The organism is Xanthomonas sp. CFBP 8152, assembly GCF_014199025.1.
Classification (GTDB): domain Bacteria; phylum Pseudomonadota; class Gammaproteobacteria; order Xanthomonadales; family Xanthomonadaceae; genus Xanthomonas; species Xanthomonas arboricola_B.
Genome location: NZ_JACHNO010000004.1, coordinates 113671 through 135220 on the forward strand (window position 1 = coordinate 113671; position 21550 = coordinate 135220).

Genomic DNA, 21550 nt, shown 5'->3' on the forward strand with positions numbered 1-21550 from the left:
GCTTTCCTGTCGCAGGGTCAAGAACCTTAGCCTGAAAGAGGCAGTCTTTTAGTCCTTCCGGGGATTGGACAACTAGGCGGAGATCAGCTCCGTTTTTCTTTTCTTGCTTGGCTGTAGTCTTTTTTAGATGTATGACGAAAGGTGGACCAGCTGGGGGAGAATGATTGAGCCAAATACATAGCATGTCGCAGAGTTCATCGGTAAGCGTGCGCTCATCAGACGAAAAGCTTTCGAGCTTTGCTGCAAGGTGTGCTCCTAAAGATCGGCAACACGCAGTTACACCAGCCGCATCAGTCAATGTTGTAAAACCGAAGGCAGTCGACATAATTCTTCCTAAGAGACCTAATGCCTGGATTAAGCCGCGCCGCTAAGCGGCGTCGGCTTGAATGAATTGTTAGCAATCATTCCGTGTCGTAGATTACTAGAGGTGTTGCAATCCATTCACCGAACGAAGTGTTTGCTGAAAAAACACGAACCAATGCGCGGCTAGGAAGAGATAGCCTATCGACTAACAGATGTGTGAGACCCTTAAACGCAGCAATCCCAGACATGAAGTATTGATCTGTCGGTGATAGAGCGAATTTGGCATCGCCGCTTTTGAAGCTAAAGAATGCTTCTTCTCCAACGAGTTCTTCACTTTTTTCGCTCTTGTTTGGATTTGATTTCCCAATGAGCGTGATTGTTTGCTTTGTCCTCGTTACTTTGATCTTGCTGATTCCAAGAGCACCCTCAATCCAGCAATACGTCGACGGTGAGTCCATTTTGTAATCGAGCGTCGCGAAATCTGGGTACTTAATAAGGCGGTTGTGAAGCTTATCCAACATCTCCAGGCTTGAAATACTGTAACTTCTGCTCTCACTGGAGTTGCCGCCGCCTGAAAGAAAGGCGATAGATGCCGATGCTTGAATTCCCTCAGTGCGCGTAATTTGAGTTTTTGGCGAGTAATCAAACTCTGATTCGTACAATCTCGATACGAACTCAGAGTCGAGGTAGATCAATCTTTCAGATAGCCGTTTATCTTTCATGAGAACTAACTACTATTGAACCGCCTAAGCGCGGCGTAACCTGATCCTCGGCGACTGCCTGACTGCGGTCAATCGCTACAAGTGGTTGAAGCTCATCGCTTTTCAACCGCATTCCTACTGCGGCCACACTAAGTGCCACGATGCCCCATGCCTTGCTCAACATTGTTTCTTCCCCCTGAAGAAATTTGTGGCTTTGCGGCTGCGTTACATACTGCGTGCCTTGATCCTCGCCGAGTTTTTGGGTTGCGTCAATGCGCTTACGCGACTGATCGCTGGCTTTATCGGCTTTGCCCTGATCCGCCCTGCGGGCACCTTCTCCCGCGCGCGGGAGAAGAGCTTGTGTCTCGGGTTATTGGCTGTTTTTTGCGGTTGCCGGCTTGGTCGGCACGGGTAGAGCGAGATTATTGTTGAGGTCGGTAATCTCCGGGGCGTTGCCTTCGGTCACCACACGCAGTTGCGCGGCTTTTAGATTTGCCGCGTTGGTTAGCGGCAGGCGTACCTGCGTGGTGATTGGCTGCAGATCGCGTGGTGCCGCGAGTGCCGGAAACGCCGCTCTGGCCAGCTCCTTCCCACGCGCATCCTCCAGCACCACAAACCCAGCCGGCGCATCCGCATGGCCGAGGCTATGCACGGTCACTTCAATGGCATCGGCAGTCACACGCACGTCGTCGTGGCCGATGCCCAGGTCCGGGCGTAGCTCGACCGGGCTGCTTTCTGCAATGCGTTCGAGCTGCAGGACGGTGGTGCGGCCTGCGGGGAAGTCGATGTCGATGGCCGCGCTTTTTTCGAAAGCGACCTCTTGCGTCTTGGCGTTTCTGTCGAGCTTGCCGTCATTGGCCTTGCTCACGCCCTGGGTGATGCGCCATTGGCCCGGGGCGACGTTCCAGCCGGTCATGCTGGCGCGTTGAGTCTTGTTTGAGGTGTTGTAGGCGATGACGGTGAAGCGGTCTTGCTGGGGTGCGGGGATGGCGATGGCCACTTGGGTGGCGGCCTCCGGGTCGTTGAAGCGCCAGCTCACGGTGTGCCCGGGGTAGGTTTGATTGCGCTTGAGCGCCACGCCGCCCAGGCGTGCGCGTTGCAGATTGACGGTGGGAGATTCCACGCGGTCGCTCCACCAGTGGCCTTCGGTGTTCATGTAGAAGTTCTGCAGTTTCTCGCGTGCCTCACTGCGGTAAATGGCGGCGAGATACTCGAGGTTGCCGGTTTGCTCCCAGGCCACATGGTGCGGGAAGTCCGGGGCGCTGCCGTCGTCCTTGTTTGCGGCATCAATGAGCTTGCCGCTCCAGTCGCTGCGCTTGCCCATGACGTCGAGGAAGTTTTCGTTGAGCAGCGACAGGCCGTTGGGGCCGCTGTTGGCCACGCGGTAGTCGATGGGCTTGAGATAGCGCTGCTCGCCGGTGAAGCGGTAGGCAGCCCAGAAGGTGTGCAAGGTGTCGGCGCCGCCGCTGCCTTCGAACAGTTCACCGCCGCGGGTTTTGCCGGTTTGCCAGTTGATCTCGTTGGGTAGCGCCCAGTTGCCCTTGGCGTTGGTGTAGGCGTGGGCGAGATAGGCGTCTGCCAGGCCGGTGACGATGCGGCGGCTGTTGGGGTCGGCGTTATAGCCGCCCAGCAGGATGGCCGGGTGCACGATGGGGAAGGAGTACGGTTTTTGCCATTGCCAGTTGGGCTCGCGGTACACCTTGCGGCCGCCGAACCAGTTGCTGGCAAACAGCAGGTGGCCTTGCGGGTTGACCTGGATGATCGTGTCGAAGGCTTTGACGGTTTGCATCAGGCGCTCGACGGTGCGCGGGTCGCCCCAGTTGAGGTACAGCAGGGCGCTGTTGAGGTTGATGCCCTCCTCGTAGGAATGCAGCTCGTCGGTTTCGATGGTGGACAGGCCGTTGGTGAACATGCCGTTGCGGTAGTTGGCATCGGACAGCGCGAGCATCGAGGCGTTGAGCATGTCCGGGTCCACACCCATCAGGGCGACGCCGGGCCATTGCTGCACCAGGTCCGAGTCGTCGGAGATGCCGCCACCGAAATCGCCATAGGCCACCTGGCGCTGCTCGATCCACCAGCGGATGTAGCGGCGGGTGGCGCTGAGGTCTTGCAGCTGCCAGAACGCCCAGGCGGGCACGCCCTTGGGCACGCTGGGCATCTCCACGGGCAACGCGCCCTGGTTGGCGTAGCTGATGTCGTTCCAGTACTGGCGGCCGAGGGCGTGGTCCGGGTCAACGTGCAGCAGGTCGGTGATGTCGGCGTCCAGGCGCTTGTAGAGCAGCTGGCGCTTGGAGGTGGTGTGCTCTTCGACCAGGAAGCCCCAGTTGTCCTTGACCTGGTTGAAGCGGTCGGCGACGTGCTCCTTGATGGCCTCGGCGCGCGGCTTGAACACCAGTTGCAGCTGGGTGCCGTCGAGTGCGTTGGCGTTGAAGCCGGGCGCGGCGGCGGCGATGCTGAGCATCAGGCTGTCGTTGCTGAGGATTCTGTCGCGCAGGTCCAGCCACAGCGTGCGGGCCTGACCAGGAGTGACCGCGACCGAGACATCGATCATGTCGCGCGCGGGCCAGATGGGGTCCTTGATGCGGATGTTGAGCGGGATGCTGCCGTTGTGGGTGGCCGGCAGGTTGAGCGCCGGCAGGGTGATGGCGATGCCGTCCAGGCCGTCGTGCATGTTCTCCCAGCCGTAGGACCAGCTGCGCATCAGCGCCTGGTCCGGCGGCGGGTCGCCCAGGCTGGACGGCACCAGGATGTGCACGATGGGTTGCTGCGCGCTTGCTGCGGTCTTGTCACTGGGGCGCTTGCGTGCGGGTGCCTTGGTAGGCAGCGCGATGACGGTCTGGCGCTCGCCTGGCGGGTAGCGGCCGGCGATGACATCGCGCAAGGGGGCGAGGTTGTCGTAGTCGGGCTGGATGTCGCTGCGCACGGTGTAGCTGAGTTGCGCGCTGCCTTTGGGCACCTCGCCCGGCTGCACGTTGTAGGCCCAGATTTCCTGGATGGGGGTTTCCTGCGCGGTGTTGGCAAAGCGCAGGGTGCCGCCGCGGCGCGCGGGGAACTGGTCCACGCTGCGCACCACGCCCTGGCTGCGCGCGAACAGCGGCTGCGGCTGCGCGTTGGGCGCGGCGTATGTGGCCTGGCCGTAGGCGGCGCCGCGCAGCTCGATGCGGTTGACCGGCTCGTCCGGCAGGGTGAGATCCAGCGCCTTGCCGCCTTCGACATAGGTGTTCCAGTCCGGCAGCTGGAAGTAGTCGTCGCGCCCCGGCAGGCGCGAGCGGTTGTAGACGCCGGGCCAGGTGGTTTCGGCGATGCCGTCGGTGGCCTTCCACATCCATTGCTTGAGGTCGCGCGCGTCGGTGAACTCCACCTTGCGGATGCGGGTGACCGGTGCGGTGAGTGCAGGCGGTGCGTGGCCGTTGTCCCAGCCGTAACGGTGCAGGAAGGCGGCGTGTTGCGATGCCGGTGTGGCCAGCTCGGCGGTGGCGGGCTCCTGCAGGCGTGCGAGCGCGGCGGCGCCGCTGGCGTCGAGCATGCGGTCGTAGATGCGGATCTCGTCGAAGTCGCTGCCGCGCAAAAAGTTGTAGCGGCTCTGCACCTGGTGCGGTGACATCACGCGGCCGGCCAGGCCGAACTGGTCGAGCGCGGCGTCGAAGTCGAGCGCGCCGCCGTTGGCGCAGGGCGCACCGCAGTCCACGCGTGCGGCTTCCTTGCCATCGACATACAGGCGCACGCCGCGGTTTTCGTCCCAGGCAAACGCAATGTGGGTCCAGTCGCTGGCGGCAGGATTCTTGTCCAGCTTGAAGGAGACGCGGGTGCGCGCGAGGTTGGCGTCGGTGACGAAGGCATCGAAACCGTGGCCATTCCAGTCGATGCGCAGCCAGGCCATGTCCCAACTGGTGTGGTCGGCGTAGCCGACGCGGAAGATCACGAACGGCGCTTCGCCAACGGGATAACGCGCGCGCCAGAAGAAGCCGAGCGTGCCGCGCTGGGTGTAGAGGTTGCCGGGCGCATTCCACGACAGCACGCCGTCGTCGGCCCATTCGATGGCGTTGCCGCGTTTGCCGGTGGGCACCAATGTGATCTTGTCGCGGAAGTTGGGCACGCCGTCGCCGCGGGCCACATCGGCCTGCAGGTCGCGGTCGGCCGACACCCGGAACAACAGCTCCGGCGCGGTGGTGGTGGCCGCGCTCACCGGCAGCGCGATCAGGCACAGCATTCCCAACAAGAACTTCGACACGCTCACCTCGTCAATTCCAAAACGTAAAACAGCCACCGCGCGCTTGCACGCGGTGGCGACGACGCACTTACAGACCGTTGGCGGTGCGCCACTTGGGAATGTCGTCCTTCAACAGCTTGTCCGGCCAGGTGCCGTGCCAGGCATAACCGACGCGGCGCTCGTTGGGCACCTGCATGTACTCGGTCAAGGCCTTGCCGTCGCGGTTGGCATAGAGCGGGCGTTGATTCTGCAGGTCGTAGAAGCGTGCCCATAGTGACGCACCCGGTTGCGCGACGAGGATCACGTCCTGCCCGGTTTCCTGGGTGGGGTCGTCGATCTTCTTGGTGGCCAGGTCGCGCATGCGGTGGGTGTCGAACCAGCGCGCAGCGGCCTCGACCGCGGTCTTGATCTGCGCGGACGGGTTGGGCTGGCGCATCAGAAAGCGCACGATGCTGACCGACTCGCTGGAGGCCAGCGACGCCAGCTCATACGCGCGTGCCTTGGCCGGCTTGAGCGTGACCTCGTCGTACTGCGCGCCCCAGATGGTGAGCGTGCCGCCGATCTTGACCTGGGTGGCGAGCACGCATTCCAGTCCCTTGGTCACCGCCTGGCGGGCGCGTGCACCGTGGCTGGCACGCAGCAGCGCACCGGTGTCGCCCTTGCCCTCGCTGATGTCCTGCAGCAGGTTGAGCACGCGCACCATCGCGTCGTCGTTGTAGGTGATCTGGTGATGGTAGGACGACAGGTCCGGGTAGAACTGCGGCCAGCCGCCGTTGGCGTATTGCGCGGTGAGCAGATAGTCCACGCCGCGCTTGGCGGCAGCCACGTACTTGGCGTTCTTCTCGGTCTTGTAGAGGGTGGAGAGGTAGCCGATCTCGTAGGTGGTGGCCTTGTTGTCGATGGTGGCGTCGTCCTTGCGCCCGGGTTGCTGCAGCTCGGCGATTTCCGCAGCGGTGAAGGTGCGGTTGTAGTCGACGGCGACGCCCTTGTACTGCTTGGACCAGCCACCGGAGGCGGTCTGCAGCAACAGCATGTTGTCGGCGATCTTGTCGGCCAGTGCGGACAGCGGTGCCAGCAGCAGCGCGGTGGCGAGGGCGAATGTCGTGAGCTTGCGCATCAGAACGGCCTCCAGCTGCCGAGGATGGTGTTGCGGTCCAGCGCGGCGGCCTGCGCAGCAGTGAGCTGGCGCGACCACTTCACGCGGCGCGACGGGTTGGCGCCGGCGCCGCTGCTCTGGTATTCGCTGTAGCGGGCGGTGGCCTCGTTGGCGGCGTTGCCCCAGTTGTTCCAGCCCTCGGGCAGGATGTGTGCGCCCAGCTGGCTGCCGATGAAGCTGACGCTGGCATACGGCCGCCACGGCCGGCCCAGGAACACGCGGCTCACGCCGCTGGCAGCGGTGACGCGCGCATTGCGGAACACGAAGCCGCGTGCGCTCTCCTGCGGGGTGGAGGCGGCGGTGAGATAGCCGTCGCCCAGCGAGTGCAGTTGCACGTTCTCGAACAGCGCGGTGCCGGCGCCGAACACGAAGTCCACGGTGCCTTCGACATAGCAGTCGAGAAAGTAGGACAGCTTGGCGCCGCGCAGGTACAGCGTGTCCTGGTAGCCCAGAAAGCGCACATTGCGGAATGCGGCGCGGTCGCCATCCACACGCACCGCCACCGCCTGCCCGACCGGGCCGGCGTGATTGCCGAAGCTCAGTTGCTCGGCAGTGAAGTCGTTGCCGGCGATGATGACGCTGGACGAGCCGGAGGTGCCGTACTCGGTACCGGTGGCCGGATTGATGCGTGAGGCGTAGTTGTCGTAGGTGATGATGGTCTGGGTGGCGCCGGCGCCGGTGAGCTTGAGCGCCGGTGCGTTGGACGGCACCACGATCAGTTCCTGGTAGGTGCCGGCGCCGATGTTGATCTGCGCGCGCTTGCCGCCCTGCACGGCCGCATCGATGGCGGCCTGCACGGTGCGGTAGCCGGCGCTGCCTTGCTTGGCCACGGTGTAGACCGGGTCGGCAGCAATGGCGGCGTTGCTGCACAGGCCTGCCACGGCCACCAACGCGGTGGCAGCCAACTGACGTAAGACGGTTCTGCGATGCACTTGCATGTCGCTCTCCTGGTCAGAACTTGTAGCGCGCGCCGATGTAGTACTGGCGCCCGGTGACGGTGTACTTGTCGGGCAGTTCCAGCGTGGAATCGACGTAGCGGCGGTCGGGGGTGTCAAGCAGGTTGATGGCCTCGAAGGTCAGCGACAGCTGGTCGTTGAGCTTGTAGGACATGTTGAAATCCACGTTTTCCACGCTGTATTTGCCGGTCACGTCGGCTGTGACCAGGCGCTTGCCATCCAGGTCGTAGACGTCTTCCTGGGCGAGGATGTTGTTGATGTAGCCATCGCGATAACTGGTGGACACGCGCGCACTGAAGCGGCCGTCGTCGTAGTAGACGGTGGCGTTGTAGGACTGCGGCGAGAGGTTGAGCAGGTCGCGCTCGGTGGCGGTGGTGGTGATGCTGGTATTGCCGCTGCCGGCGGTACTGAACAGATAATTGATCTTGGAATCGACCTGGGTGTAGTTGAGCTGCACACCGAAGTTGCGCCAGAAGCCGGGCAAGAAGTCGAAGGCCTGTTGGTAGGTCAGCTCGAAGCCCTTGAGCGGGCCGCCGGGCGTGTTGAAGTAGCTCTGCACGTTGAAGATGGTGTCCGGCGTAAAGCCGGCCGGCAGCAGGTCCAGCGAGTAGCCCATCGCTTCCCAGGTGCTGAGCACGCGGGTGCGCTGCACGTAGCTGTCGATGTCCTTGTAGAACACCGCCGCCGACAGCAGCGAGCCTTCGCGGAAGTACCACTCGGCGCTGAGGTCGTAATTGGTGGAGCGGAACGGGTCGAGCTTGGGGTTGCCCAGGTTGATCGAGAAAAAACGCCCGTCGTCGAAATACTGGGTGGGGCCGCCGCTGACGCTGGGCGACAGGTACGCCAGCGTGGGGCGCGCCATGGTCTTGGCCGCGCCCAAGCGCAGCACCACCTCGTCGCTGACATCCCAGGACAGGTTCAACGAGGGCAGGATGTCGCGGTAGTGGTGGTTGACGGTGGTGGGCACCAGCAGGCGCTCGCCGGCCGCGGCGGTGGCGCTGGCCACGCCGAAGAACGACTGGCAGTTGGGCGAAATCGCACCGGCCGCGGTGGCCGTGCACGGCGCATAGCCGCTGGCGGCGATCTGCGTCTGCACATAGCGCACGCCCAGGTTGCCGCGCAGCGCGCGGCCCCACAGGTCGGTGTTGAAGTCCAGCTGCAGGTAGGTGCCCAGGCTCTTTTCGTTGACGGCGAAATTGTTGTTGGACGAGCCGAAGTGGCCGACATCGGCCAGGCGGTAGTCGCCACCGGGCACGCCGGTGTCGCAGTCGCAATTGATGTTGAGCAGGTCGGCGACCTTCTGGAAATCCGGAATCACCCAGGTGGTGGGGAAGCTGCCGTTCAAGCTGCGGCCGAAGCCGTCCAGGTTGGTGCTCAGCTCATTCACGCCCACACCGGCCGGCAGTGCCTGCGCCAGTCGCCCGTAGGAGATGTTGCGCGACTCCGACGTGTCCATGTCGTAGTTCTTGTAGGCCAGCCCGGTGCGGAAGGTGAAGGTGGGGCTGATGTTGAATTCCAGATCCACCTTGGCGGTGTCGAAGGTGTTGCCCACCGACTGCGGGTTGAGCCGCACCTCGCTGATGTTGGTGCCGCGCGCGGTGCCGTTGCTGTTGACCGGCACTGCGCCGTAGCCCAGCCACTGCCAGTTGTTGGGGTTACCCGCGTCGAAGGGGAAACTCATGCTGGGGTAGTCGCCGCCGCCGCGCCGGTCCAGCACGAAGCCGTCCAGGTTGGTGTTGTCGAAACTCACCATCGAAAACTCGGGGCGTTCGTAGTCCGAGGTCGACTGGCCGACCAACGCGTTGACGCGCACCTGGTCGTTGAAGCGGTGCTGCAGGTCCAGGCTGAACTGCTTGAACTCGGTGGATTCTTCGATGTTGCTGGATTCGGTGCGGAAGTCGACGTTGTCGAACACGCCGTAGATGAGGCGGTTCTGGTCGTCCACCTGCGCCTCGCGCACGGCGATCTGGGTCTTGCCGCCGACGTTGGCGGTGCGGTGCAGGTTGGCGCCGACCGAGTCTTCGCGCTGGTCTTTGTCCAGCTTGGAATACAGCATGTCGAAGTTCAGCAGGGTGTCGTCGCTGACCTTGAACTGCAGCGCGCCAGTGACGCCCAGGCGCTTGATCTCGTGGTCGGTGCGGATATAGCGCGGGTAGCGCGGAATCCAGGCGTTGGTGGCGGTTTCGTAGGCCTGGATGTTCTCCGGCGTGTTGGCCGGGCGCGCGATGCCGGTGCCGCAGTTGGTGGCGCTGATGCCATAGCTGCCCCAGCCGTTGTTGCGGTCCTGGTTGGCCTGCGAGCCGACCCCGGCAGGGGTTTCGTTGGCCAGCGGGTTGCGCGGGGTCTGTGGGTTGTAGCCCGCCGGCGAACAGAAGCCGTAGGTACCGTTGTTGGTGGCGGTGCTCTGGTTGGAGTTGCGGTAGTTGCCGTGCTCCCAGCGCACCGGGTTGTAGCCTTCCTCGCGCAGATGGCGCTCGCTGTAGGACACCGACATCAGCGCGCCGACGCGGCCATCGGCCCAGATGTTGCTGATCAGGCCGGAAAAGCGCGGGTCCTTTTCGCGCGAGAGGTCGTTGTAGCCGTATTGCGTGGACGCGGCCGCCTCGAAGCCGTCGAAGTCGAACGGGCGCGAACCGCGCAGGTCGACCGTGGCACCCAATGAGCCTTCGTCCATCTGCGCCGACTGGGTCTTGCTGATGGTGACGCGGCTGAAGAGTTCGGAGGCAAAGGTATTGAAGTCGAAACCGCGGCTGCGGTTGACGCCATCGCTGCCGCTGCCGGCGGTGGCCAGCGCTTCCAGCCCGTTGATGCGCACGCGGGTGAAGTCCGAACCCAGGCCGCGCACGGAGATCTGCTTGCCCTCGCCGCCCTCGCGGTCGATGGAGACGCCGGCGATGCGCTGCATCGATTCGGCCAGGTTCAGATCGGGAAACTTGCCGATGTCTTCGGCATAGATGGCATCCACCTGCTCCACGCTGTAGCGCTTGGCGTCAAGCGATTGCTGCAGGCTTTCGCGGTAGGTGGCCTTGACCTGCACGCGGTCCAGGTCGACCGCATCGGTGGGCGTGGCCGGCGGGCCGACGGTTTGCGCGGCAGCGCCGACACCGTGCAAGGCCAGGACGATGGCCACCGACAGACGTGCGGCGGACAGGCGGACGCCTGCCTCGGCAGCGGGACGACGCAAACGGGCTTGCATGATGCACTCGCTCCAATGGCACTGGCTGCAATGACGCGCTCAGCCTCCCCACGGGCCACCGGCGTCGAGATGAGCGACCGGCAGCACCGCTGCGCAGTCGTCAGGCGACTGTCCGCTGCGTGGTGCCTGACGCTTCCAACATCACGCCCACCGCGTTGCATGCGTGCGGCAACGGCAACGCATGCGCAGCGATCAGGCGTCGGATCGGGGCCCGCTGCGCGTGTGCGCAGCGGGCAGACAGCGGGTCAGAACTTGTAGCGCAGGCCCAGCAGGTACTGGCGGCCGGTTTCGGCGTACTGCAGCGGCAGCTGGCCGGTACGCGGCGAGGACACCCATTCGTCGGAGGCTTCGTTGGTGAGGTTGATGCCTTCCAGGCTCAGCTCCAGCTGCTTGCTGATCTTGTAGCGCAGCGAGGCGTCGAGGATGGTGGTGCCGGTCATGCCGTGCACGCCGTCGACGTTGAAGCCGGTTTCCGCACCCGGTGCCTGGGTGAGGTAGTCGTCGCGGTTGGTGGCCGACACGCGCCCGGCGAAGGAGTCGCCTTCGTAGAACAGCGTGGCGTTCCACGACGAGCGCGATAGACCGAGCAGGTCGTTCTTCATCACCGGTGCGCCGCTGCTGGCCAGGTACTGGATCTGCGAATCGACCCAGGTGTAGTTGAGCTGCACGCCCAGGTTGGCCCACTTGCCCGGCAGGAAGGTGAAGGGCTGGGTGTAGTTGGCTTCCACGCCCTTCAATTCGCCGCCTGGGGTATTGAGCGGGATGCTGAAGGCGAAGTCGTCGTTGACGGTGGCGCCGGTGCCCTCCAGCAACGAAGCCGGCAGGCCGCTGCTGGAATACGGGCGCACTTCGCGCGCGGTCTGGATGAAGCTCTCGATGTCCTTGTAGAACAGGCCGACACCGAGCATGGCGCCTTCGTCGAAGTACCACTCCAGGCCGAGGTCGACATTGGTGGCTTCGATCGGATTCAGATCCGGGTTGCCGCCGGCCACGGTGCGCGCGCCGCCGGCCACCGCCACGGTCACGCCGGGGGTGAGGCTGCCCAGGCCCGGGCGGCTCATCACCTTGGCCGCACCGAGGCGCAGCAGCAGGTCCGGTGCCAGCTCGGCGACCAGGTTGAACGAGGGCAGCGTGTTGTCGTACTTGCGGCCCACCGTGGTCAGCGCCGGTGCGTTGTTGATCAGCGCATAGCCGGTGGATTCCTGCTCGGTCTCCACGTAGCGCACGCCGAAGTTGCCCGACAGCGGGATGGAACCCAGGTCGGTGGAGAACTCGCCCATCAACCACACGCCGCGGTCCTTTTCCTCGACGCTGCGGCTGTTGTTGACGCGCGGTGCCACGGCGAAGGTGCCGCTGTTGCTGTAGATGCCGAACAGGTCGGCCACCGCATCCAGGTTGGGCACCACCCAGCTGGACGGGCTGCCGTTAATGCCCTTGAGCCCGGCCTGTTCGGTCAGGTCGGCCGGCACGATGGTGCTGCCGTTGGCGAAGCTGGGCACGGCCAGTTCGTTGGCGCGGCGCAGCTCGACGGTGCTGAAGCTGTAGTTCTTGGCCAGCACGCCGCCCTTGAGGCGGAAGCCGGGGCTGATGTTCCAGTTGAAGTCAATCTGGCCGGTGTCGAAGTCGTTGTCCACCGACTGCGGACGCAGGCGGATTTCGGCCAGTTCCCAACCGGCGGGGTTGGTCGGGTCGATGCCGTAGTTCAGCACCGGCGCGCGGCTGTTGCCGCGGTAGTCGTAGCTGTACCCGTCGACGTCGTACTTGTCCATGATGATGGTGGTCTGCACCGGGTTCTCGTGCGCAGAGCGCGAGGTGCCGACCCGGGCATTGATGCTGAAGTCGTCGTTGAAGCGATGCTCCAGGTCCAGGCTGACCTGGGTGAACTTGGTGTTCCACTCGTCGTGGCGGTTTTCCGAGCGGATATCGACATTGTCGAACTCGCCATAGACCAGCGCGTTGTTGCGGATCTCGCCGTTGCGCACGATGGTGCCCGGCTTGCCGTCGCGCTCGGGCCGGCGCGGGGTGAGCCCGTCGCGGTTGCGGCTGAAGGAGATCGCTTCGATGTAGTGCTCGTCGCGCTTGGCGTCGATCTTGGAATACAGCGCGTCCAGCGACAGCGTGGTGCGGTCGGTGGGCTTCCACTGCAGCGAGCCGGTGACGCCCAGGCGCTGCTGGTCGTGGATCTGCTGGGTGTAGCGCGGGAAGCGCGGGTGGTAGACATCGGCCGAGCGCGCTGCGGCGTACGGCGAGGCGGCACTGAAGTTGCCGTTGCTGGGGCCGTTGGCCCAGCGGCCGGTGTTGGCGCCTTCTTCCAGCACCTCGCGCTCGGTGTAGGCCACCGACAGCAGGGCGCCGAAGGTGTTGTCGGCCCAGGTGTTGGCGATCAGCGCGGCCACGCGCGGGTTGGCCTTCTCGGCCATGGCGTTGTAGGCGGCCTGGCCGCTGGCGGCGAAGGTGAAGCCGTTGTAGTCGAACGGACGCGCGGTGCGCAGGTCGACGGTGGCGCCGAGCGAGCCTTCTTCCACATCGGCCGAAGCGGTCTTGCGCGCGATCAGCTGCGAGAACAGGTCCGAGGCGAACACGTTGAAGTCGAAGCCGCGGCCGCGGTTGGTGCCGCCGCTCTGGTCGCCGGCGCCCACGGTGGTGAGCGCTTCCATGCCGTTGATGCGCACGCGGGTGAACTCCGGGCCCAGGCCACGCACCGAGATGGCGCGGCCTTCGCCGGCCTCACGGGTGATCACCACGCCGGGGATGCGCTGCAGCGACTCGGCCAGGTTGAGGTCGGGGAACTTGCCGATGTCCTCGGCGACAATGGCATCGACCACGCCGGCTTCGCCGCGCTTGATGTCCAGGGCCTTTTCCACCGAGGCGCGATAGCCGGTCACCGTGACGGTGTCCAGGTCGACGGCCGGTTCTGCGGGCGCTTGGGTGGTTTCTTGTGCTGCCAGATGGCCGCTCAGCACAAGGCCGATCGACAACGCCAGCAAGGTAACCGGTGTCTTCCGGCTGGTGGTCCGAAATTGCATGTACTCCCCTCCCAAGGGTCCATGAACAACATGAAAGTCTGGTTGTGAGCGGTAATGACACCGCTAGTCAAAAAGACGTTACCAGCTGAATCCTCCCGTAACATCTTGCAGCGCAGCAGAAAACGCCATCAAATTTGCCCAAAAGGGGTGCAAGCGGTCACTGCGCGTCGCATCATGGGCCTCGCCCGGCGCGTTAGGCGCCGGCTAGAATGACACCGATGGTCATCCTGACGCGCAGCGGTTCCCCCACACCGTGACGCACCACACAGCCGAGGTAATTGCCGCATGAGTCGTGCCCGTATCCTGTGCTTTGGAGAGTTGTTGCTGCGCCTGGGGGCGCCTGGTCATGAGCTGCTGCTGCAGCAGCCGCGGCTGGACGTGCATTGCGGCGGGGCCGAGGCCAATGTCGGCGTGTCGCTGGCGCATTTCGGCCATGCCGTGGCCATGGTCAGCACGGTGGCCGACAACCCGCTGGGAGCGGCGGTGCTGGGCGAGTTGCGCCGCCATGACGTGGACACACGGCATGTGCGGCGGGTGGACGGGCGCATGGGGCTGTACTTCCTGACCACCGGCGCGCTCCACCGCCCCAGCGAGGTGGTCTACGACCGCGCCGACTCGGCGTTTGCGCTGGCTCCGGCCGACGCCTACGACTGGCCGGCCCTGCTGGACGGGGTGCAGTGGCTGCATCTGTCCGGGGTCAGCCCGGCACTGGGTGCGGACGTGGCGCAGGCCACGCTGGCGGCGGCACGCGCGGCGCGTGCGGCCGGGGTCAAGGTCTCGTTCGACGGCAATTACCGGCCCAAGCTATGGCAACGCTGGCAGGGCGATGCGCGCGGCATCCTGCACCAGCTGTTCGCCTGTGCGGACGTGGTGTTTGCCGACTACCGCGACATCGGCGTGGTGCTGGGCGGCGAGTTCCCGCAGGACACGCTGGAAGCGCGTGTGGAAGCGGCCGCGCAGCAGGCCTTTGCCGCATTCCCGCAGCTGCAGTTGATGGCCTGCACGCAGCGCGTGGCGCACAACGTGGACCACCACAGCCTGGGCGCGCTGCTGGTGCCGCGCAGTGGCGCGGTGGCGCGCGCGCCCAGCGAGGAACTGAGCCCGATCATCGACCGCATCGGCGGCGGCGACGCGTTCGCCGCCGGCGTGCTGCACGGCCTGATCGAAGGCTGGCCGCTGGAGGACACGGTGCGCTTCGGCCTGGCGGCAGGCTGCCTGAAGCACTCGATTCCCGGCGATTTCAATCCGCTGTCGGTGGCCGATGTGCAGGCTTGCGTGGGGGATGCGCGGTTTGATGTGCGGCGCTGACGCGCCGGGAATCGGGAATCGGGAATCGGGAATCGTAAGAGCTTAAGAGCGCTGGCTTTCGGCGCTCTGTCCAGGCTTGTTGCTAACGGAGCGCGGTGCGCTCAGAACTGACGCGTTGTTGCGGCCGCAGGGCGGCGGGTAGGTGCTTGCTAGGTGTTGTTCGCTGCGCTCACGCGTTTCAGGCGGGCGCGCGGGTGCGGCGTTTGTTGGTGATCCATTTGAGTGCTGTGCTCAGCAGCACCACGCACAGCGACGCCGGGACGCTGAAGAACAGCGTGATCAGCAGGGCGTGGTTCCAGGGCGGTGCAGAGCCGTCCTGCATCACCACGGCGCAGACGACGGCCGTGGTGATCAGCACATTGGCGATCGCCTTCAGTGACCGGTGCAACCTGACGAAGCGCAGCACTACGGCGCAGGCCACGCTGACCAGAATGGCCAGCACCAGAAAGGCGATCAGTTTGTCCATTGGGGGCGGGGATTTGGGATTAGGGAGTTGGGATTCGTAACCGCGAGGGCAACCGGCATCGATTGCCGATTGTCCTTGCCGCAACGCATTTGGATCCAGCGTAGATCAACGATGCAGCCACCCACCGCTCTTGCAAATCCCAAATCCCAAATCCCGATTCCCGAATCCCTGCTCTCAGCTCAGCTCGATGCAATCGAACTTCACGTCCGTCGCTACATCGGCGTCGTAGTCCACATCGTCGCGCTCGAAGCCGAACAGCTTGAGGAACTCGTGCTTGTAGCCGGCGTAGTCGGTGAGCTGGAACAGGTTCTCGGTGGTGACCTGCGGCCAGAGCGCCTTGCAGGCGTCCTGCACGTCGTCGCGCAATTCCCAGTCGTCCAGGCGCAGGCGGTTTTCGGCGTCCACCTCGGCGGGCTGGCCGTCTTCGCGGTACAGGCGCTCGCGGAACAGGCGGTCGAGCTGCTCGATGGTGCCTTCGTGCAGGCCCTTTTCCTTCATGATCTTGTAGACCATGGAGATATACAGCGGCATCACCGGGATTGCCGCGCTGGCCTGGGTGACCACCGACTTGAGCACCGCCACGTTGGCGCTGCCGCCGCGCTTGGCCAGGCGCGCGTGCAACCGCTGCGCGGTGTGGTCCAGGTCGACCTTGGCCTTGCCCAGCGCACCATGCCAGTAGATCGGCCAGGTGATCTCGGTACCGATATAGCTGAAGGCCACCGAGCGCGCGCCGTCGGCGAGCACGCCGGCGCCTTCCAGCGCGTCGATCCACAGCTCCCAGTCCTGCCCGCCCATCACAGTGACGGTGTCTTCGATCTCCTGCGCGCTGGCCGGCTCGATCGAGGCCTGGATGATGGTGTCCTTGTTGGTGTCGATGGCGGTGGCGGTATAGGTCTGGCCGATCGGCTTGAGCGCCGAGCGTTTCACTTCGCCGGTGGCCGGCAGCTTGCGTACCGGCGAGGCCAGCGAATACACCACCAGGTCGACCTGGCCGCCCATCTCGGTCTTGATCAGCTCGATGACCTGGGCACGCGCGGCATCGGAAAAGGCATCGCCATTGATCGACTTGCTGTACAGGCCGGCGGCCTTGGCGTGCTTGTCGAACGCGGCCGAGTTGTACCAGCCGGCAGTGCCGGCCTTGCTGGGGCTGCCGGGTTTTTCGAAGAACACGCCCAGCGTGTCGGCACCGAAGCCGAACGCGGCAGTGATGCGCGAGGCCAGGCCGTAGCCGCTGGATGCGCCGATCACCAGCACCTTCTTCGGGCCGTCATTGCGCACGCCGCGCGCGCGCGTGGCAGCGATCTGCTCGAGCACATTGCGCTCGCAGCCAAGCGGATGCGTGGTGGTGCAGATGAAGCCGCGCACTTTGGGATGGATGATCAACGTGAACTCCTGGTCAGCAAGATGCTGGCGGCATCTTAATCGCTGGCCTGCTGGCGAAACAGCCTGAGACGCACCACACGCCGCTGTATGGCGTTGCGTGAAGCCCGCTTGCAGCGCCTGGCATGCCGCGTGGCCGGGCCTGCATCTTCCGCGCACGGGCGCGAACCAACAGCAATCACCATCGATTGCCTGCGCCAGCGCCTGTGCTACTTTTGCGCCTGCCGTGCCGTGCCCGGCCGCGCCTGATGGCGATCGTCGAGGCCCCTCCCACCGTGCGACCGGTATCCGAGCGAATGTCTCTTCGAAGCGAGCGCGTCACGCAGCTGGGCTCTGTGCCGCGGTTTCGGCTTGGGCCCTTGCTGGTCGAGCCGGAACGGCTGGCACTGATCGACGACGGCCGGACCATCGCACTGGAACCGCGCATGATGGAAGTGCTGATCGCGCTGGCCGAGCGTGCCGGCGAGGTGGTCAGCGCCGAGCAGTTGCTGATCGAGGTGTGGCACGGCAGTTTTTACGGCGACAACCCGGTGCACAAGACCATCGCCCAACTGCGCCGCAAGCTGGGCGACGACAGCCGCCAACCGCGCTACATCGAGACCATCCGCAAGCGCGGGTACCGGCTGCTGCCCAAGGTGGTGTTTCCCGACGATTATCGCGGTGCGGTGATGGGCGCGCAGGTGTGGGGACACGGCAGCCCGTATGTGGGGCTGCAGGCGTTCGATCCCGCACATGCCGAGGTCTTCTTCGGCCGCAGCCATGCGATTGCGCAGGTGCTGGGCGCGATGCGCGCGCAGTTGCACAGCCAACGCGGGCTGGTGCTGGTGAGCGGCGCCAGCGGGTGCGGCAAGACCTCGTTGCTGCGCGCCGGCATGGTGCCGCTGCTGGCGCAGCCCGGCGGGCTGGATGGGCTGGAAGCCATTGCGGTGGCGTACTGCAACCTGGCGCAATGCCGTGGCGGCGATGTGCTCGCCACGCTGGCGCGCGCACTGGGCGACTGGGCCCCCGGCGGGCGCGCGGTGTTTTCGCCGGCGCAGATGGCGGCGTTGCCCGAGTGGCTGCAGCGCCCTGCCCCGCTGCATGCAGCCATTGGCGAAGCGATGCGTCAACGCCCACCAGCGCGCGACAGCGCACAGACCCAGCGCCATCTGCTGCTGGTGATCGACCACGCAGAAGCGCTGGTGGCCACGCCCGGGATCACCGATGCCGACCTCGCCGCACTGGCCGCCGCCTTGCAGGCGCTGTGCAGCAGCGCGCAGGTGGCGGTGCTGATGCTCACCCGTAGCGATTTCTACCCACGCCTGATCGATGCGTTGCCGCAGATCGTCGAACTCAAACGCGGCGACGGCCATGTGGATCTGCTGGCGCCGTGCGATGGCGAGATCGGCCAGATCATCCGCGTGCCAGCGGCCATGGCCGGGCTGCGTTTCGAAGAGGACCGCGACAGCGCCAGCCGGCTGGACGATGTGCTGCGCGATGCCACCGCGCGCCAGCCCGATGCGCTGCCGTTGCTGCAGCATCTGCTGCATGCCTTGCACGCGCAACGCAGCGACGACGGGCTGCTGACCTTTGCCGCCTACCGCGCATTGGGCGGGCTGGAAGGCGCGTTGGCGCACCATGCCGAACACACCTTCCGTGCCTTGCCCGCTGCTGCACAGGCGGCGTTGGGCGAGGTGCTGAGCTTGCTGAGCGTGATCCATCCCGACAGCGATGCGGTGACCGCGCGGCGTGCGCTGTGGTCGGCCCTGCCGGCGCACGGCGCAGCGCGCGTGCTGGTGGATGCCTTCGTGCAGGCGCGCCTGTTCGTCAGCGAACTGGTGGCCGGCGAGCCGGGGTTTGCGGTCGCGCACGAGGCCTTGCTGCGGCAATGGCCGCGCGCGGCCGACTGGATCCACGAAAACCGCCGCCTGCTGCAGGCGCGCAAGCGGCTGCAGCTGGCCGCACAGCGCTGGGCTGCCGAAGGCCGGCGCAGCGATCACCTGCTCAACAGCGGCCGCCCGTTGAGCGAAGCGCGTGAGGCGGCGCGGCGCATGCCGCAGGATCTGGACGCGTTGGATCACGCGTTCCTGCATGCCTGCGAACGCTCGCAACGGCGCCGCCGCGGCCTGTATGCGGCGGCGGCGACCTTGCTGGTGGTACTGGCAAGCGCCTCGATGCTGCTGGGCTGGCAGGCGCGGCAAGCGCAACAGGTGGCCGAACAACGGCGCGACCAGGCCCAGCAACTGGTGAGCTACATGCTGGGCGACCTGGCCGAGCAGTTGCGCACGGTGGGCAACCTCAAGCTGCTCGACAGCGTGGGCAGCCGCGCGCTGCGCTATCTGGAAGACCTGCCCAGCGCGAGCATGCAGCCGGGCGATCTGATCAACCACGCCCGTGCGCTGCGCACCACCGGCGAGGTGCTGATGAACCAGGGCAAGCTGGACGAGGCGCATGCGGCATTCACGCGTGCCGCCGCCACTGCCGAGCAGGCGCGTGCGCGTGCACCGGCGTCCCTGGAGGCGCATGCCGAAACCGGGCAGACCGCGTATTGGCTGGGGGATCTTGCCTACAGGAGCAAGCAGTTGCCTGTGGCACAGCGGTACTGGTCGCAGTACCTGGCCGCCTGCGAGCAGCTGGTGCGCGCCGCGCCGCAGGACCCGCACTGGCAACTGGAGCTGTCCTACGCCCTCAACAACCTCGGCACGCTGGCCAAGGAACAGGGCCGGACCGGTGCGGCGATCGGCCTGTTTGCACGCTCGATCGCCCTCAAGCGCCAGTTGCTGGCGCGCACGCCGGACAACGCGGCGCTGCGCTACGAGCTGGTCGACAGCCTGTCCTGGCTGAGCCTGACGCAGGAAATGCAGGGCCTGCTGGCCCCCGCCGAGCAGGGCTATCGCGAGCAGATCGCCATGCTGCGCGTGCTGGTCGACCACGATCCCGACGCGCATGCCTGGCGCAGGCGTCTGGCCGGCTCACTGATCCGCGTCTCCAACCTGGCGCTGGCGCGCGGCCATCTGCGCCAGGCGCAGACCGATGCGCAGGACAGCCTGCGCATGCTGCAGGCGTTGGTGGCCTTGCAGCCGGACAATGTCGCCTGGCGCCGCGATCTGGCGCATGCCGACGCACAGATCGGCTGGATGGCCGCGCTGGACGGGCAACCCGAACTGGCCGTGCGGCACCTCGATCGCGCCCGCCAGACCATGGCCGCGTTGCTGAAACAGGCGCAACCGCTGCCGGAGTGGCAGTGGCTGGACGCCATCATCGCGCTACGCCTGCAGCGGGTGCAGCGCGCACGCGCCGGCAACGATACCGACGGCCTTGCGCCGATCGTTGCGCAGCTGGATGCCTTGCACCGCGCCAGGCCGGACGATCTGCTCGGCCTGTCCGCCTTGGCCCAGGCGCTGGTCTGGCACGGCGAACAGCAGGCCGCCGCCGGCGACGCAGCCGGTGCACGCGCGGCGTGGCAGCGCGCGGTGGCGGTGTTGGGCAAGGACATCGGCAACAGCCGCGACAAGAACCTGCTGGACCCCTGGATTCGCGCACAGGTGCATCTGGGTCAGCGCAGCGCCGTTACGCAACAGCTCGGATGGCTGTATCACGCGGGCTACCGCCACCCGGGGTTCGTCTCCCTCTATGCCCCGCTTCTCAAGGAACAGGACAGCTCATGACGGATTTCAAGATCAAACTCACGGTGGCACGGGTGGGATTCGGCGGCAACACCGGCGCTGGCGAATATTTCTACAGCTTCGCCCCGGACCTGCTGATCGTGGATAAGAACGACAAGGCATCGACGCTGCTCTATTACTTCGATGAAGACGTGGTCCCCAGGCATTTCAAGATCAAGAGTCTGCTGAGTTCCGATGCCTTGAAACAGATCGGAGAACCCACGATCAGCCCCGACGGCCGCAGCGTGCATGTCGCCAATGCCAATAGCGTCCCGACCCTGATCTTTCTGACCATCATCGTCGAGGACGAAAGCCGGAAGGACAAGAAAACCTGGTTCAGCTGTGACCCCCAGGTCGGCAACGATCCGCAGATCAACCCGCAGGAAACCCCACCCCGGCCGTAAGCCCTGCGTCGACACCTGCCTGGCGGCTCGCCGCCAGGCGGTGTGTTGCTGCGGTGTGTTGGCGCGGCACAGCGTGCGCATGCGCGGGACTTGGGCCAGCGATGGCCAAGCCACTGCCGTTGGCACCTACGGTCGACCTGCGCACCGGACCAGCTGCCACCGGATGACACTCCTGGTGGTCACGATGCATCTCGCTGCGAGCTGGCTGACGTGCACCTTGCTAGGTGCTCCGGCCCACCGTAGATAGCGGCAGGCAGGCCTGCCGCCGTATCGCCAACGGTACCTGACGACGTTCTTATCCTACGCAGTCCCGCGCGCGCGGCTGGATGCCGGCCGGCGCGTCCACCAGGCCGGCAGTGCAGTGCGGCGCCACCGGGTGCAGGCGGTCATCGCGCTCGGAGCCGTTGCTGAAAGCCACCTTGAACTGGCCGCGGGTCGACCACGCCACAGGCGTGCCGGCTGCGATGCGATGGGTGCTGCCAACGCCGCGCCCTGTCCATGGCCGACAGGCCGGGCCCGGGCTGCAACCACCCTGGTCGGTATGGGCGGACAAGCTGTCGCAGGTTCGGGCCGCTGCGCCCTGCGCGGTCAGGTCGCAGGGCGCCACACCGACACGCAGGTCGCGCTCGGTTGGCGGCTGGGTATGCAGTGCGGCCTGGACCCAGGCGATCGGCAAGTCGGCCTGGGTCGGCGCCGCCCAGGCGCTGGTGGACAGCACGACGATCAGCACGAACAGATACCGGACCAGGCGCATGACGCACTCCGCAGCGGACCGGAGCGCGGCGCGTCCCCGAGCGGCA

At 65.5% G+C, this 21550-nt stretch carries 11 protein-coding genes and 1 pseudogene; 3 read left to right on the forward strand and 9 right to left on the reverse strand.

Going from position 1 to position 21550, the window contains the following annotated elements:
* Window positions 1–401: 401 nt before the first annotated feature.
* The 6 genes from FHT09_RS15995 to FHT09_RS16020 all read right to left on the reverse strand — a co-directional run bounded on the left by FHT09_RS15995 (window position 402) and on the right by FHT09_RS16020 (window position 13548).
* Window positions 402–1025, reverse strand: a complete 624-nt coding sequence (locus tag FHT09_RS15995; RefSeq protein ID WP_146096607.1) for a hypothetical protein — start codon at window positions 1023–1025, stop codon at window positions 402–404.
* Window positions 1026–1374: 349 nt separating this feature from the next.
* Entirely contained in the window at window positions 1375–5241 is a 3867-nt protein-coding gene (locus FHT09_RS16000) for a LamG-like jellyroll fold domain-containing protein (protein ID WP_104607469.1), read from the reverse strand.
* A 61-nt stretch (window positions 5242–5302) separates the two neighbouring features.
* Window positions 5303–6331: a pectate lyase gene (gene pelA / locus FHT09_RS16005; protein WP_052767964.1), complete on the reverse strand. Its 1029-nt coding sequence runs from the start codon at window positions 6329–6331 to the stop codon at window positions 5303–5305.
* On the reverse strand, window positions 6331–7308 hold the full coding sequence (locus tag FHT09_RS16010) for a pectinesterase family protein (RefSeq protein ID WP_104607468.1): 978 nt from the start codon (window positions 7306–7308) through the stop codon (window positions 6331–6333). Before FHT09_RS16010 ends, pelA begins: the two co-directional genes overlap by 1 nt.
* A 13-nt stretch (window positions 7309–7321) precedes the next feature.
* Window positions 7322–10522 (reverse strand): TonB-dependent receptor, encoded by a 3201-nt coding sequence (locus FHT09_RS16015; protein WP_104607467.1) that lies wholly within the window; start codon window positions 10520–10522, stop codon window positions 7322–7324.
* Between the two features lie 245 nt (window positions 10523–10767).
* Window positions 10768–13548, reverse strand: coding sequence for a TonB-dependent receptor (locus tag FHT09_RS16020; protein ID WP_104607466.1), 2781 nt, complete (start codon window positions 13546–13548; stop codon window positions 10768–10770).
* Between the two features lie 285 nt (window positions 13549–13833).
* Between FHT09_RS16020 and FHT09_RS16025 the strand changes: the two genes are divergently transcribed.
* Window positions 13834–14856, forward strand: coding sequence for a sugar kinase (locus FHT09_RS16025; RefSeq protein ID WP_104645566.1), 1023 nt, complete (start codon window positions 13834–13836; stop codon window positions 14854–14856).
* Between the two features lie 178 nt (window positions 14857–15034).
* On the opposite strand, the gene FHT09_RS16030 is transcribed toward FHT09_RS16025, so the two are convergent.
* Together FHT09_RS16030 and fabV are read right to left on the reverse strand one after the other, a co-directional pair.
* Entirely contained in the window at window positions 15035–15322 is a 288-nt protein-coding gene (locus FHT09_RS16030) for a hypothetical protein (RefSeq protein ID WP_104607464.1), read from the reverse strand.
* A 174-nt stretch (window positions 15323–15496) separates the two neighbouring features.
* A complete protein-coding gene (gene fabV / locus FHT09_RS16035; RefSeq protein ID WP_104607463.1) occupies window positions 15497–16705 on the reverse strand; it encodes an enoyl-ACP reductase FabV in 1209 nt (402 codons plus the stop codon).
* A gap of 293 nt (window positions 16706–16998) precedes the next feature.
* Here fabV and FHT09_RS16040 point away from each other — a divergent pair, with 293 nt between their 5' ends.
* The gene (locus FHT09_RS16040) at window positions 16999–20349 is read left to right on the forward strand and encodes a winged helix-turn-helix domain-containing protein (RefSeq protein WP_184417011.1); all 3351 of its coding nucleotides are present in this window, start codon (window positions 16999–17001) and stop codon (window positions 20347–20349) included.
* Complete coding sequence (locus FHT09_RS16045) at window positions 20346–20750, forward strand: hypothetical protein (protein ID WP_047129879.1); 405 nt, start codon at window positions 20346–20348, stop codon at window positions 20748–20750. The genes FHT09_RS16040 and FHT09_RS16045 overlap by 4 nt, the downstream gene beginning before the upstream one ends.
* Before the next feature lie 379 nt (window positions 20751–21129).
* Here FHT09_RS16045 and FHT09_RS16050 read toward each other — a convergent pair.
* Window positions 21130–21504: pseudogene (locus tag FHT09_RS16050) on the reverse strand (hypothetical protein); the annotation flags it as partial.
* Between the last annotated feature and the right edge of the window lie 46 nt (window positions 21505–21550).

Coding starts and splice junctions, on each gene's coding strand:
- FHT09_RS15995 (WP_146096607.1), bottom strand. CDS start 1,025: ATGAAAGATAAACGGCTATCTGAAAGATTGATCTACCTCGACTCTGAG.
- pelA (WP_052767964.1), bottom strand. CDS start 6,331: ATGCGCAAGCTCACGACATTCGCCCTCGCCACCGCGCTGCTGCTGGCA.
- FHT09_RS16010 (WP_104607468.1), bottom strand. CDS start 7,308: ATGCAAGTGCATCGCAGAACCGTCTTACGTCAGTTGGCTGCCACCGCG.
- FHT09_RS16015 (WP_104607467.1), bottom strand. CDS start 10,522: ATGCAAGCCCGTTTGCGTCGTCCCGCTGCCGAGGCAGGCGTCCGCCTG.
- FHT09_RS16020 (WP_104607466.1), bottom strand. CDS start 13,548: ATGCAATTTCGGACCACCAGCCGGAAGACACCGGTTACCTTGCTGGCG.
- FHT09_RS16025 (WP_104645566.1), top strand. CDS start 13,834: ATGAGTCGTGCCCGTATCCTGTGCTTTGGAGAGTTGTTGCTGCGCCTG.
- FHT09_RS16030 (WP_104607464.1), bottom strand. CDS start 15,322: ATGGACAAACTGATCGCCTTTCTGGTGCTGGCCATTCTGGTCAGCGTG.
- FHT09_RS16040 (WP_184417011.1), top strand. CDS start 16,999: ATGTCTCTTCGAAGCGAGCGCGTCACGCAGCTGGGCTCTGTGCCGCGG.
- FHT09_RS16045 (WP_047129879.1), top strand. CDS start 20,346: ATGACGGATTTCAAGATCAAACTCACGGTGGCACGGGTGGGATTCGGC.